Source organism: Stenotrophomonas chelatiphaga (genome assembly GCF_001431535.1).
Classification (GTDB): Bacteria; Pseudomonadota; Gammaproteobacteria; order Xanthomonadales; family Xanthomonadaceae; genus Stenotrophomonas; species Stenotrophomonas chelatiphaga.
Map to the genome: position 1 here is coordinate 25,131 of NZ_LDJK01000019.1, position 12,929 is coordinate 38,059.

Annotated in this window: 11 protein-coding genes, 1 other RNA gene and 1 pseudogene; 11 read left to right on the plus strand and 2 right to left on the minus strand. The window is 67.6% G+C overall.

All coding sequences use genetic code 11. From position 1 onward, the window contains the following. Positions 1–59 precede the first annotated feature (59 nt). On the plus strand, positions 60–878 hold the full coding sequence (gene rsmI, locus ABB28_RS06155) for a 16S rRNA (cytidine(1402)-2'-O)-methyltransferase (RefSeq protein WP_057507802.1): 819 nt from the start codon (positions 60–62) through the stop codon (positions 876–878). A gap of 47 nt (positions 879–925) precedes the next feature. After that, positions 926–1,274: RNase P RNA component class A (rnpB, locus tag ABB28_RS06395), an RNA gene on the plus strand. 71 nt (positions 1,275–1,345) lie between these two features. Here the strand turns inward: rnpB and ABB28_RS18360 are convergent. Continuing rightward, positions 1,346–1,804: pseudogene (locus ABB28_RS18360) on the minus strand (DM13 domain-containing protein); the annotation flags it as partial. Positions 1,805–1,925: 121 nt separating this feature from the next. Continuing rightward, positions 1,926–2,678 (minus strand): NRDE family protein, encoded by a 753-nt coding sequence (locus ABB28_RS06165; RefSeq protein ID WP_057507843.1) that lies wholly within the window; start codon positions 2,676–2,678, stop codon positions 1,926–1,928. A 324-nt stretch (positions 2,679–3,002) separates the two neighbouring features. On the opposite strand from ABB28_RS06165, the gene mraZ reads away from it, so the two are divergent. The 9 genes from mraZ to murG are packed head-to-tail and all read left to right on the plus strand — an operon-like array spanning position 3,003 to position 12,926. Continuing rightward, positions 3,003–3,449 carry a division/cell wall cluster transcriptional repressor MraZ gene (gene mraZ / locus ABB28_RS06170; protein WP_042613641.1) on the plus strand — a complete coding sequence of 149 codons (447 nt, stop codon included), beginning with the start codon at positions 3,003–3,005 and terminating at the stop codon, positions 3,447–3,449. Between the two features lie 14 nt (positions 3,450–3,463). Next, complete coding sequence (gene rsmH, locus ABB28_RS06175; RefSeq protein WP_057507804.1) at positions 3,464–4,432, plus strand: 16S rRNA (cytosine(1402)-N(4))-methyltransferase RsmH; 969 nt, start codon at positions 3,464–3,466, stop codon at positions 4,430–4,432. Continuing rightward, positions 4,429–4,692, plus strand: coding sequence for a cell division protein FtsL (gene ftsL, locus ABB28_RS06180; protein WP_042613642.1), 264 nt, complete (start codon positions 4,429–4,431; stop codon positions 4,690–4,692). The genes rsmH and ftsL overlap by 4 nt, the downstream gene beginning before the upstream one ends. Beyond that, positions 4,689–6,542: a peptidoglycan D,D-transpeptidase FtsI family protein gene (locus ABB28_RS06185; protein WP_057507805.1), complete on the plus strand. Its 1,854-nt coding sequence runs from the start codon at positions 4,689–4,691 to the stop codon at positions 6,540–6,542. The genes ftsL and ABB28_RS06185 overlap by 4 nt, the downstream gene beginning before the upstream one ends. Continuing rightward, on the plus strand, positions 6,539–8,029 hold the full coding sequence (locus ABB28_RS06190) for a UDP-N-acetylmuramoyl-L-alanyl-D-glutamate--2,6-diaminopimelate ligase (protein WP_057507806.1): 1,491 nt from the start codon (positions 6,539–6,541) through the stop codon (positions 8,027–8,029). Before ABB28_RS06185 ends, ABB28_RS06190 begins: the two co-directional genes overlap by 4 nt. After that, positions 8,026–9,420 carry a UDP-N-acetylmuramoyl-tripeptide--D-alanyl-D-alanine ligase gene (locus tag ABB28_RS06195; RefSeq protein ID WP_057507807.1) on the plus strand — a complete coding sequence of 465 codons (1,395 nt, stop codon included), beginning with the start codon at positions 8,026–8,028 and terminating at the stop codon, positions 9,418–9,420. Before ABB28_RS06190 ends, ABB28_RS06195 begins: the two co-directional genes overlap by 4 nt. Next, a complete protein-coding gene (gene mraY, locus ABB28_RS06200) occupies positions 9,410–10,495 on the plus strand; it encodes a phospho-N-acetylmuramoyl-pentapeptide-transferase (protein ID WP_057507808.1) in 1,086 nt (361 codons plus the stop codon). Before ABB28_RS06195 ends, mraY begins: the two co-directional genes overlap by 11 nt. Then, on the plus strand, positions 10,495–11,841 hold the full coding sequence (ftsW, locus tag ABB28_RS06205) for a putative lipid II flippase FtsW (protein ID WP_057507809.1): 1,347 nt from the start codon (positions 10,495–10,497) through the stop codon (positions 11,839–11,841). Before mraY ends, ftsW begins: the two co-directional genes overlap by 1 nt. Further along, complete coding sequence (murG, locus tag ABB28_RS06210) at positions 11,838–12,926, plus strand: undecaprenyldiphospho-muramoylpentapeptide beta-N-acetylglucosaminyltransferase (RefSeq protein ID WP_057507810.1); 1,089 nt, start codon at positions 11,838–11,840, stop codon at positions 12,924–12,926. The genes ftsW and murG overlap by 4 nt, the downstream gene beginning before the upstream one ends. The last annotated feature ends 3 nt before the right edge of the window (positions 12,927–12,929 follow it).

Sequence of the window (12,929 nt, forward strand, 5' to 3'; positions counted from 1 at the left end):
CAGCGGCCGTGGCCGGGTACACGCTAGGATTCTACCCTTGACCTTGGAGTGCCGCTGAAATGACCGTTGCCACGCTGTATGTCGTCGCCACCCCGATCGGCAACCTTGCCGACCTGAGCCCGCGCGGGCAGGAGGTGCTGCGCACGGTGGCGGCAATCTGTGCCGAAGACACCCGGCGTACCGGCCAGTTGCTGTCGCATTTCGGCATCTCCCAGCCGCTGGTGGCCCTGCACGACCACAATGAAGAGCTGCTGGCGCAGCGCATCGTGGCCCGCCTGCAGGCCGGCGAGTCGCTGGCGCTGGTCAGCGATGCCGGCACCCCGCTGGTCAGCGATCCAGGCTTCCGGCTGGTGCGCGCGGCGCGCCAGGCCGGGATCCGGGTCAGCCCGATTCCCGGTGCGTGCGCGGCGATCGCCGCACTCAGCGTGGCCGGCCTGCCCAGTGATCGCTTCACGTTCGAAGGCTTCCTGCCGGCCAAGGCCAGTGGCCGTCGTGATCGGCTGCAGGGCCTGGCCGGGGAACTGCGCACGATGGTGTTCTACGAATCCTCGCACCGCATCACCGAGTCGCTGGCCGACATGGCCGCGGTGTTCGGCGGAGAGCGCCCGGCGGTGCTGGCGCGTGAGCTGACCAAGCTGTTCGAAACCGTGCTCGACGGGGACCTGCACAGCCTGCAGCAGCAGGTCGACGCCGACGAGAACCAGCGCAAGGGCGAGTTCGTGGTGATGGTGCAGGGCGCGGCCGATGACGAACAGGCGCAGCTGGCCGAAGGCCGTCGGGTCTACGCCACGCTCAGCGAGCACCTGCCGCCGTCCACTGCGGCCAAGCTGGCGGCCGAACTGACCGGTGCCCCGCGCAAGGCGCTGTACGGCAGCTGATCATCGCCGCCCCCGGAAACGGGCGGATATGGGAGAATGCACGCGGCGGAGTCGGCCAGACAGTCGCGTCATCCTTCGGGATGCCGAGGAAAGTCCGGGCTCCACAGGGCAAGGTGCCAGGTAACGCCTGGGCGGCGCAAGCCGACGGAAAGTGCAACAGAGAGATACCGCCGAACGGCCTTCGGGCGCGTGGTAAGGGTGAAATGGTGCGGTAAGAGCGCACCGCGAGTCTGGCAACAGACCGGTACGGCAAACCCCACCTGGAGCAAGACCAAATAGGGACCTCATGGCGCGGCCCGCGTCGGGTCCGGGTAGGTTGCTTGAGCGTTGCGGTGACGTAACGCCTAGAGGAATGACTGTCCACGACAGAACCCGGCTTATCGGCCGGCTCCGCCACTTTCTTCCAGGGGCCCTCGCGGTCCCTGCATGCCGTGTCCGGACTCGGCCATCTGCCGGTACTGAGCCGCGGAAATGAATTTGGAGAAGGTCTCGCACCATACGACGACGGTCGTGTAGTCCTCCACGTCGACGTCTGCGGGCAGCTCGAGCGAGAGCCGCTTGAACGACTTCGCTTCGCCTACGCGACGCGATTGGTCCTTGATCCGCAGGAAGCCATCGATGGTGTCCACGTATTCTCGGGTCAGGTAGACCTTGTAATCCGGTCCGGGCGCCATCTTGCCGTCGAATGCGATCCGTCCCGGACTGACGGCGACGGTTCCTTCGGCCCAATGCAGCGCGTCGCTGCCCGGCAGGTTGCGCCTGAAATTGCTGCGGTATTTGGCCGCGTCGATCATCTCGGTGACCGCTGCGGCCGGGGGATCGGGCGGTGCGGTCAGGATGGGCAGCAGGTAAACGCCCAGTGCGAAGCCCAGGCAGGCGACCAGCAGGTGGGAAGCGGACAGCAGGGTGAGGCGTCGCGTGATCATCTGAAGTGTCCTGGACGATTGTCAGGTACCAATGATCCGCGGTAGCGGTGGGGCTGTTGAGTGGGAGGGGCGTGGATAGTTGTCGGCGTTCGCTGCGGACGACGTTGCCCGGGCCTGCGGTTCAGAAATGCAGGTGCCCGCTGCCGGTGGCCGCGCCCTGCGGCCCGAACCGTCGTTCGTGGATCGCACCCCGGCCGTCATGGTCGATGAGGATCAGGGTGCTGGCGCGGGTGCCGTAGTCGTCGCCGCGGATGAAGGCCGGGCTGAGCCAGCGTTCCCGTTCCAGTCCGATCCCGGTGTCCGGGAGGTCGGCATCGGCAGGCCGGTGCTCATCGGCCAATGCCGTCCACAAGGGCTCCAGCGACGACGTGCCGGTATCGATCCACGTGCCCAGCGCGTCCATCAGCCGTCGCGTCTTCGGCCACGGTGCGTCGAGCGCCCCATTGGAAAGGCCGTGGATGCCGGGTGCCAGCTGTTGCTGTTCGGCTGGGTGGTTGCCGAGGAAGTGCAGGGCCTGCGCGTCTGCCAGCAGCAGATTGAACGGGGCGTACGTCGCGGCGACGCGCGACAGCCGGTCGGCGTGCACGGCAGCCGCTGCGCTGCCGCGCAGGTAATCGGCGACCAGCGCACCGCGCGACGGCCCGGCCTGCGAGGCCAGCGGATCGCGCACGTTGGTCACCACCGCCATCCGCGCGCCCGCACCGACGCCTGTCCATCCACCGCCTGAACGCAGGTCGCGACCGCCCATCACCTGCGGCGCGTCGGCCCAGCGTGACAGCGGCGCGGTCGGCCGGGCGTGGAACTCATCGCGGTTGCCGGCCATCACCAGGCGCCAGTGCGGATGATGCAGCCAGGCCAAAGCAAGCAGGCACATGCGTTCCATTGTGCTGGTTTGCGCAGTTGCCCGCTACGCAATCCGCACGATCAATGAATGCGAGGCGGCGGTTTCACGCCCTCTGCACACCCCTGAACTTCGCCGAAATCTCAAAATTTGAGACGAAACAGCCACTTGTGGATAAGCCTTGAACAAGTCTCTAAAGATCGCTGCAAGCTATTGATGAGACAGGCGATTTCCTGTTCCAAAAGTTGTTGACAACCCTTTGACCGCTGATAAGGTGGGCAACGGAGGGAAAACCGGGTCTTTTGTGGTTTTTCGTGGTTCAATGTTTCATCACGCTGAAGGAAAGGTGCACGCGTCGTGTTTCAGGGCGAGACGGCCATCACAGTTGACGATAAAGGGCGCATGGCGGTTCCAACCGTTCATCGCGACCTGGTCGCGCGCGTGAGCAACAACCGCCTGGTCCTGACCTACAACCCCTTCGAATCCGGCTGCCTGTGGCTGTATGCCGAATCGGAGTGGGAGCGTGTCCGTGACGACGTCATGGCCAAGCCGAACACGCAGCGGGTAGTACGCCTGCTGCAGCAGAAACTGGTCGGTTCGGCCGCACATCTGGAGCTGGACGGCAATGGCCGCATCAGCATCCCCGCCAGCCACCGCGGCGCGGTGGGCATCGAAAAAAAGGCGGTATTGCTGGGCATGGGTGACAAATTTGAACTGTGGAGCGAGCAGGCACACCGCGCATTGATCCAGCAGACGTTGTCTGACGAGGATCTGGGCGATGGGCTTCTCGACCTGAAATTGTGAGCCGGGGTGCCCGGGTGCGCGGAGCAGCGCAGACCGGTCACCTCCCGGTGTCGCAGTCGCCGGCGGGTCATCTGCCGGTGCTGTACACCCAGGTCCTTGACGGCCTGAGGGTGATCGAAAACGGAACCTACCTGGACGGCACGTTCGGCCGCGGCGGTCATGCGCGTGGCGTGCTGGAGCAGCTCGGCGCGGGTGGCCGGCTGCTGGTCATGGACAAGGACCCGGACGCCATCGCGGTGGCCGAGCGCGACTTCGCGCCGGACCCGCGCGTGTCGATTTTCCGTGGGAGCTTCGCCCAACTGCTGCAGTGGGACGCAACCGCCGCCGGCCTGGACGGGGTGCTGTTCGACCTCGGGGTGTCTTCGCCGCAGCTGGACGTTGCCGAGCGCGGTTTCAGCTTCGGCAAGGACGGCCCGCTGGACATGCGGATGGACCCGGACAGCGGTGAAAGCGCGGCGCAGTGGCTGGCGCGCGCCGACGACACCGAAATCGCAGACGTGCTGTGGACCTATGGCGAAGAGCGCCAGAGCCGCCGCATCGCGCGGGCCCTGGTCGCCCGCCGGCAGAAGCAGGCCTTCACCCGCACCGCCGAACTGGCCGATGCCATCGCTTCGGTGATGCCGCGTGGCAAGGACAAGATTCATCCCGCGACCCGCAGCTTCCAGGCGATCCGCATCCACATCAACCGCGAACTGGCCGACCTCGAGGCCGGGCTGGATGCGGCGGTGGAACGGCTCAAGCCCGGTGGCCGGCTGGCCGTGATCAGCTTCCATTCGCTGGAAGACCGCATCGTCAAGCAGTACATGAACCGGTTGGCCAAAGCGCCTCCGAGCAATCGTCGCCTGCCCGAACAGCAGGTGTTCGTGCCTACGCTGGACCTGATCGGCGGTGCCATCAAGGCCAACGACGACGAACTGTCCGGCAACCCGCGCGCCCGCAGTGCGGTGCTGCGCGTGGCGCAGAAGCGTGAGGTCGCCGGATGAGCCGGTTGATCCTGATCGTGCTGCTGGCCTGCACGGTCGCTTCGGCGATCGGGGTGGTGTTCGTGCGCCATCGCCATCGCCAGACCTTCATCGAACTGGCCCGCGCCGAGCGCGTGCGCGATGAGCTGAACATCGAATTCGGCCGGTTGCAGCTGGAACAGGCGACCCTGGCCGAGGCCAACCGGGTCGACCAGGTGGCGCGTGAAAAACTCGGCATGAAGTTCCCGGAAGCCGCCGACGTGGTGGTGGTCCGTCCATGAACAAGACCGGCCGCAACCGTCCCCGCAACGCCTTCAACCTGCGCCAGCGCCTGCGCTGGGTGGCGCTGGCGCTCGGCCTGTGTTCGGTGTCGCTGGTTGGTCGTGCCGCGTACGTGCAGTTGATCAACAGTGATTTCTACCAGCGCCAGGGCGAGGCGCGCTACCTGCGCGAGCTGCCGATCAAGACCTCGCGCGGGATGATCACCGACCGCAACGGCGAGCCGGTGGCGGTCTCCACCCCGGTCGCTTCGATCTGGGTCAACCCGCAGGAACTGCTGCGCACGCCGGATCGCATTCCGGAGCTGGCGACCGCGCTGGGCCTTTCGGTGGACGACCTGAGCAGCCGCCTGAGCCAGAAGGCGGATAAGGAGTTCATGTACCTGCGTCGGCGCATCAACCCGGACGATGCGGAAAAAGTGGTCGCGCTGAAGATTCCCGGCGTTGCCGCGCAGCGCGAGTTCCGCCGCTTCTACCCGCAGGGCGAAGCGATGGCGCACGTGCTCGGCTTCACCAACATCGACGACCGCGGCCAGGAAGGACTGGAGCTGGCCTTCGACGAATGGCTGCGCGGCGAAGCCGGTGCCAAGCGGGTGATCCGCAACCGCAAGGGCGAAACGGTGGAAAGCGACCTGCTGCGCGCCGCCACGCCGGGCAAGGACCTGACCCTGAGCATCGATCGCCGGATCCAGTTCCTGGCCTACCGCGAACTGCGCAATGCGCTGGTTGCCAACAAGGCGGCGGGCGGTTCGATCGTGATCATGGACGTGGCCACCGGCGAAGTGCTGGCGATGGTCAATCTGCCCACCTACAACCCGAACTCGCTGGATGGCGCGGTGCCGGACACGCGGCGCAACCGCGCGGTGACCGATCTGGTCGAGCCGGGCTCGACGATGAAGCCGCTGACGATCGCGTCCGCGCTGCAGGCCGGCGTGGTCACCAAGGACACCATCATCGACACCAACCCCGGCTACATGTCGCTGGGGCGGTACACCATCCGCGACGTGCCGCGTAACAACGGCGTGCTCAACGTCACCGGCGTGATCACCCGCAGTTCGAACGTCGGCGCGGCCAAGGTCGTGGCCAAGATGACCGACCAGGTGTTCTACGATTCGGTGCACAACTTCGGCTACGGCAGCCGTCCCGGCAGCGGCTTCCCCGGTGAATCCGGTGGCGTGCTGCCGCGCCCGGCGCGCTGGAGTGGTTCGTCCAAGACCACCATGTCCTACGGCTACGGCCTTTCGGTGACCCCGCTGCAGATCGCCACGGCGTACTCGGCGCTGGGCAACGGCGGCAAGCTGATCCCGCCGACCTTCGTCAAGGGCCAGCACAACGAAGCGCGCCAGGTGGTCGATTCGGAAGTCGCCAAGGAAGTGGTGGCGATGATGGAAACCGTGGTCACCCAGGGCGGCGCCAAGCAGGCGGCGGTGCTGGGTTACCACGTGGCCGGCAAGACCGGTACCGCACGCAAGGCCGGCCCCGGCGGTTACGAACGCGGCCATTACAACGCGCTGTTCGCCGGCGTGGTGCCGGCCAGCAACCCGCGCTTCGCCACGGTGATCGTCATCAATGATCCGCAGGCGGGCAAGTATTACGGCGGCCTGGTGTCGGCGCCGGTGTTCCACAACGTCATGGACGGCGCGCTGCGCCTGATGGACGTGCCGCCGGATGACATCCAGTCCTGGTTGACCGCGCAGCAGTCGGGCAAGACCGGGCATTCGGCCTCGGTGCTGCCGACGCCGCCGGCCGACGTGGTGTTGCCGGCCGATGCCGCTGCTGAATTCGACGCCGCGCTGCCGACCGCCGCGCAGGCCCCCGCGCCTGCCCCCGCACCGACGGGAGGCACGCAATGAGCCGTAGCATGCTGCTTTCGACCCTGCTTCCCGATGTCGCCCTGGGCGGCCGCGAGGTGACCATCACCGGCCTGGTGATGGACAGCCGCGCGGTGCGTGCCGGCGATGCGTTCGTGGCCATCGCCGGCTTCGGCGCGCATGGCCTTGGTTTCGTCGACCAGGCGCGTGGCGCCGGTGCGTCGGCGATCCTGTTCGAACCCCCTGCGCCGCAGGAGCTGCCCGCACCGGCCGATGCCATCGCCGTGCCCGGGCTGCGCGCGCGCATGGGCGCGATGGCCGACCAGTTCCATGGCGCGCCATCGCGCGCGATGCGCATGGTCGGGGTGACCGGCACCAACGGCAAGACCTCCACCGTGCAGCTGCTGGCCCAGGCCTGGCACCTACTGGGCACCCGCAGCGGCAGCATCGGCACGCTTGGCGCCGGGCTGTTCGGCGCTGTGCAGCCGACCGGCTTCACCACCCCGCTGGTGCTGCAGATGCATGCGCTGCTGGCCGAGCTGCGTGACGCCGGCGCGCAGGCGGTGGCGATGGAAGTCAGCTCGCACGCGCTGGACCAGGGCCGCGTCGATGCCGTGCACTACGACGTGGCGGTGTTCACCAACCTCACCCGCGACCACCTCGATTACCACGGCGACATGGACACCTACGGCGCGGCGAAGGAGCGGTTGTTCCACCGCCCGGGCCTGCGTGCATCGGTGGTGAACCTCGACGATGCCTTCGGCCGCGTGCTGCATGCGCGCCTGCCGGCAGGCCAGCAGGCGATCGGCGTGAGTTCGCGCGATGCCGCCGGCGCTGCCGTACGCGCGCGCGACATCGTGCTGGACGGGCAGGGCCTGGCGTTCACCCTGCAGATCGCGGCCGACACCGCAGAGGTGCGCTCGCCGCTGCTCGGTCGCTTCAACGTGGACAACCTGCTGGCCGTGGCAGGCACCCTGCATGCGCTGAGCCATCCGCTGGCCACCATCGCGGCGGTGCTGGGCCAGCTGCAGCCGATCCATGGGCGGATGAACCGCCTCGGCGGCGCGGCGGGCGAGCCCACCGTGGTCATCGATTACGCGCATACCCCGGACGCCCTGGAACAGGCGTTGTCCAGCCTGCGCGGCCATGTCGCCGGCCAGTTGGCCTGCGTGTTCGGTTGTGGCGGCGAGCGTGATGCCGGCAAGCGCCCGCAGATGGCGGCGATCGCCGAACGCCTCGCCGACCGGGTGACGGTGACCGACGACAACCCGCGCGGTGAAGACGGTGACCGCATCGTGGCCGACATCCTGGCCGGTTTCAGTGATCTTTCGGCGGTGCACGTGCAGCGCGACCGCGCGCTCGCCATCGCGGCGGCCGTTGCCGCGGCAGGCGACGGCGATATCGTGCTGATCGCCGGCAAGGGCCATGAGCCCTACCAGGAGATCAACGGCATCCGCCACGCCTTCGATGACACCGACGTGGCCGCGGCAGCGCTGGCGTCACGTGCGCACGTGGAGGGCGTGGCATGAGGCGCACCCTGCTTTCGCTGATCGCGCATTGGGCCGGTGGCGAAATCCATGGCGACGACGTCGCCATCGATGCCATCAGCAACGACACCCGCCAGATGAGCTCCGGCAGCCTGTACGTGGCGCTGCGCGGCGAGCGCTTCGACGGGCATGATTTCGGCACCGATGCGCAGGCGCGCGGTGCGAGTGCGCTGCTGGTCGAGCGCCTGCTGCCGCTGAACCTGCCGCAGGTGCTGGTCGCCGACAGCGAGCTGGCGCTGGCCCGCATCGCCGCCGGCATGCAGCGCGATCGCAGTGCCGGCGTGTTCGCCATCACCGGCAGCAACGGCAAGACCAGCGTGAAGACCCTGCTGCTGGATATCCTGCGCCAGCATGCGCAGGCCGCGCACAAGGTGGTGTATGCCAATCCGGGCAACTTCAACAACGAAATCGGCCTGCCGCTGGCGGTGATCGCCGCGCCGGAAGATGCGGACTTCGCTGTCTATGAAATGGGCGCCGGCAAGCCCGGCGACATCGCCTACCTGACCGACATCGTGCGTCCGCGCTGGTCGCTGGTGAACAACATCGCCGCCGCGCACCTGGAGCGGATGGGCAGCCTGCAGGGCGTGGCCAGCACCAAGGGTGCGATCTACGCCGCGCTGCCGGCCGATGGCGTAGCGGTGATCAACGCCGACGACGCCTTCGCGCCGTGGTTCGAACAGCATTTCATCGGTACCCCGCCGCGTTGCGGCGTGCTGCGTTTCGGCCTGGACCACAGCGCGGACGTGAGCGCATCGGCGATCCGCTTCGACGCCGCGGGCAGCCACTTCGTGCTGCACACGCCGGCCGGCGAGGCATCGGTATCGCTGCCGTTGCCGGGCCGCCACAACATCGGCAATGCGCTGGCAGCCACCGCGCTGGCGCTGGCGGCGGGTATCCCGCTGCAGCAGATCGTGGCCGCGCTGGCGGTCACCGAACCGGTGCCGGGCCGCCAGATCGCCCATCGCCTGCCCAATGGCGCGGTGCTGGTGGATGACAGCTACAACGCCAACCCCGGCTCGCTGGCGGCGGCCATCGATGCCCTTGCCGGCAGCGGCCAGGACGGCTGGCTGGTGCTGGGCGACATGCGCGAACTCGGTCCGGACGCGGTGGCACTGCATGCGCAGGCCGGCCAGCGCGCGCGCCAGGGCGGCATCAAGCGCCTGTATACGCTGGGTCCGCTCAGCGCTGCCGCGTCGGCTGCATTCGGCGACGGTGGACGACATTTCGAAACCCATGACGCCCTGGCGCGCGCGCTGCAGGACGACCTGCAGGCCGGCGTGCGCTGCCTGGTCAAGGGATCCCGTGGCAGCGCCATGGACAAGATCGTGAAAGCGCTGCTCGCGCAAGGAGAGGAAGCCCCCCATGTTGTATGAACTGGCTCGATGGTTGCAGCAGCTGGAGAGCTCGTTCGGGCTGTTCAACTACCAGACGTTCCGCGCCATCCTGGCGGCGCTGACGGCGCTGTTCCTGTCGCTGTGGATGGGCCCTGCGGTTATCCGCCGGCTGGCCCAGTTCAAGGGCGGCCAGCCGATCCGCACCGATGGCCCGCAGACCCACTTCGCCAAGGCCGGCACGCCGACCATGGGCGGCTCGCTGATCCTGCTCACCGTCACCCTGGCGGTGCTGGCCTGGGCCGACCTGAGCAACCGCTACGTGTGGCTGGTGCTGGCGGTGATGATCTGCTTCGGTGCCATCGGCTGGTACGACGACTGGATCAAGATCGTGCGCCGCGACCCGAACGGCCTGAAGTCGCGCTACAAATACCTGCTGCAGTCGATCTTCGGCCTGGCCGCGGGCCTGTTCCTGTACTTCACCGCCGACGTGCCGTCCGCGCTCACCTTCTACATCCCGATGTTCAAGTCAGTGGCGCTGCCGCTGGCCGGCATCAGCTTCGTGGCCATCGCCTACTTCTGGATCGTCGGCTTTTCCAACGCGGTCAACCTGACCGACGGCCTGGATGGCCTGGCGATCATGCCGACCGTGCTGGTGGCGTGCGCGCTGGGCGTGTTCGCCTACGCATCGGGCAACGTGGTGTTCTCCAACTACCTGCAGATCCCGCAGATCCCGGGTGCGGGCGAGCTGGTGATCATCTGCGCGGCGATCGCCGGTGCCGGTCTGGGCTTCCTGTGGTTCAACACCTATCCGGCCATGGTGTTCATGGGTGACATCGGCGCGCTGGCGCTGGGTGCGGTGCTGGGCACCATCGCGGTGATCGTGCGCCAGGAACTGGTGCTGGTGATCATGGGCGGCGTGTTCGTGGTCGAGACGCTGTCGGTGATGATCCAGGTCGCCTCGTTCAAGCTCACCGGCAAGCGGGTGTTCCGCATGGCCCCCATCCACCACCACTTCGAACTGAAGGGCTGGCCGGAGCCGCGCGTGATCGTGCGCTTCTGGATCATCTCGGTGGTGCTGGTGCTGGTCGGCCTGGCCACGTTGAAGGTGCGCTGATGAATGACCTGTCGCGACAGGCAACACGCCTTGAAGCCATCGGAGGCCACTTCGACAAGTGGCTGCTCGGCGCGATCATCGCGCTGACCGGGCTGGGCGTGGTGATGGTCGCGTCCAGTTCGATCGCGCTGATGAGCAGCCCGTTCTACTACCTCAACCGCCACCTGATCTTCCTGGCGGTGGGCATCGTGCTGGCCGGGCTGGCCATGCGCACCGAACTGAAAACCATCGAGCAGTACAACCAGCTGCTGCTGCTGGGCTGCTTCGCGCTGCTGATCGTGGTGTTCATCCCCGGCCTCGGCAGCAGCGTCAACGGTGCCCGACGCTGGATCAATCTCGGCGTCTCCAAATTCCAGACCGTCGAAGCGGTCAAGGTGTTGTACATCGTGTGGCTGTCCAGCTACTTGGTGCGCTTCCGCGATGAGGTCAACGCCACGTGGCCGGCGATGCTCAAGCCGCTCGGCGTGGCCGGCGCGCTGGTGGTGCTGATGCTGCTGCAGCCCGATTTCGGTTCGTCCACCCTGCTGCTGGCGATCACCGCCGGCATGCTGGTGCTGGGTGGGGTCAACATGCCGCGCATGTCCATGCCGATCATCTTCGGCATGATCGGCATGACCGCGCTGGCGATCTTCGAACCCTACCGCATGCGCCGCATCACCTCGTTCCTGGATCCGTGGGCCGACCAGCAGGGCGACGGCTACCAGCTGTCCAACGCGCTGATGGCCGTGGGCCGCGGCGAATGGACCGGCGTCGGCCTGGGCAATTCGGTGCAGAAGCTGTACTACCTGCCTGAAGCCCATACGGACTTCATCTTCTCGGTGACCGCCGAAGAGCTCGGTTTCATCGGCACCTGCCTGATCGTGGCGCTGTATGCGCTGCTGGTGGGGCGCACGATGTGGCTGGGCATGCGCTGCGTGGAAATGAAGCGCCACTTCTCCGGCTACATCGCCTTCGGTATCGGGCTGTGGATCAGCATGCAGAGCTTCGTGTCGATCGGCGTCAACCTGGGCATCCTGCCGACCAAGGGCCTGACCCTGCCGTTGATCTCGTCGGGCGGTTCCAGCGTGCTGATGACCTGCGTGGCGATGGGCCTGCTGCTGCGCGTGTCCTATGAACTGGACCGCGCCGAGCGCCGCCACGCGGTGCGCATGGGCGGTGGAGACGATGCCAGCGAGGACGTGGTGCGCGCACCGGCCGGCGCCGCGCCCGCCGCCGTTCCCGGACGCGTGGCCAACGTCGCCAGCCGCCAGCAGACGAGCGCGGACGCACCGGCGCAGGACACCGCTCCGCGTGGCACCAGCCGCCTGCAGACGCGCATCGAGCCGACCTTCGGGAGGCTGTCATGAGCGCGCGCGCTTCTGCCGATCGCCCGGTGATGATCCTGGCCGGTGGCACCGGCGGCCACATCTTCCCGGGCCTGGCCGTGGCCCGCGTGCTGCGCGAACGCGGCATCCCGGTGACTTGGCTGGGCGCCGTGGGTCAGATGGAAACGCGCCTGGTGCCGCAGCATGACGTGCCGATCGACACGCTGGACATCGCCGGCCTGCGCGGCAAGGGCAAGCTGGCCCTGCTGGGCGCGCCGTGGCGACTGCTGCGCGCGATCCGCCAGGCTGGCTTCATCCTGCGTGACCGCCATCCGCGCGCGGTGATTGCATTCGGCGGTTATGCCTCCGGACCCGGCGGGCTGGCCGCGCGCCTGCATGGCCTGCCATTGCTGGTACACGAACAGAACCGTGCCCCCGGCATGACCAACCGCTTCCTGTCGCGCTTCGCGCAGCGCGTGCTGACCGGTTTTCCCGGCAGCTTCGCCGCCCGCGAAGAAGCCGTTGGCAACCCGGTGCGTGCCGAGATCGCCGCCATCGCGCCGCCCGAACAGCGCTTCGCCGGCCGCAGCGGTCCGCTGCGCGTGCTGGTGGTGGGCGGCAGCCAGGGCGCGCGCGCACTCAACACCGGCGTGCCGCAGGCGATCGCCGCGCTGGGTGCAGCGCACCCGGTGACGGTGCGTCACCAGAGCGGTGAAAAGATGCACGGCGAAGCCGTGGATGCGTACGCCAAGGCGGCTGTCGAGGCAGAGATCACCCCCTTCATCGCCGACATGGCCGACGCCTTCGCATGGGCGGACGTGGTGGTCTGCCGTTCCGGTGCTTCCACCCTGGCCGAGCTGTGCGCGGTCGGCGTGGGCAGCGTGCTGGTGCCGTTCCCGGCCGCCGTCGACGACCACCAGACCCGCAATGCCGAGTACCTGGTCGAGCGCGATGCCGCCGTGCTGTTGAAGCAGGGCGACGCGCTGGTGACCGGCATCACGTCACTGTTGCGTGAACTATCCGAAAATCCCGCCCGCCGCATGCAGATGGCGAAAGCCGCACGTGCGCTGGCCAAGGTCGATGCCGCAGAGCGCATCGCCGATATCATCCTCGAGGAAGCTGTATGAACA

Excerpts from the sequence above, each read along its gene's own strand:
- rsmI (WP_057507802.1), top strand. The coding sequence starts at position 60 with ATGACCGTTGCCACGCTGTATGTCGTCGCCACCCCGATCGGCAACCTT.
- mraY (WP_057507808.1), top strand. The coding sequence starts at position 9,410 with ATGTTGTATGAACTGGCTCGATGGTTGCAGCAGCTGGAGAGCTCGTTC.
- ABB28_RS06185 (WP_057507805.1), top strand. The coding sequence starts at position 4,689 with ATGAACAAGACCGGCCGCAACCGTCCCCGCAACGCCTTCAACCTGCGC.
- ABB28_RS06165 (WP_057507843.1), bottom strand. The coding sequence starts at position 2,678 with ATGTGCCTGCTTGCTTTGGCCTGGCTGCATCATCCGCACTGGCGCCTG.
- ABB28_RS06195 (WP_057507807.1), top strand. The coding sequence starts at position 8,026 with ATGAGGCGCACCCTGCTTTCGCTGATCGCGCATTGGGCCGGTGGCGAA.
- murG (WP_057507810.1), top strand. The coding sequence starts at position 11,838 with ATGAGCGCGCGCGCTTCTGCCGATCGCCCGGTGATGATCCTGGCCGGT.
- ftsW (WP_057507809.1), top strand. The coding sequence starts at position 10,495 with ATGAATGACCTGTCGCGACAGGCAACACGCCTTGAAGCCATCGGAGGC.
- ftsL (WP_042613642.1), top strand. The coding sequence starts at position 4,429 with ATGAGCCGGTTGATCCTGATCGTGCTGCTGGCCTGCACGGTCGCTTCG.
- ABB28_RS06190 (WP_057507806.1), top strand. The coding sequence starts at position 6,539 with ATGAGCCGTAGCATGCTGCTTTCGACCCTGCTTCCCGATGTCGCCCTG.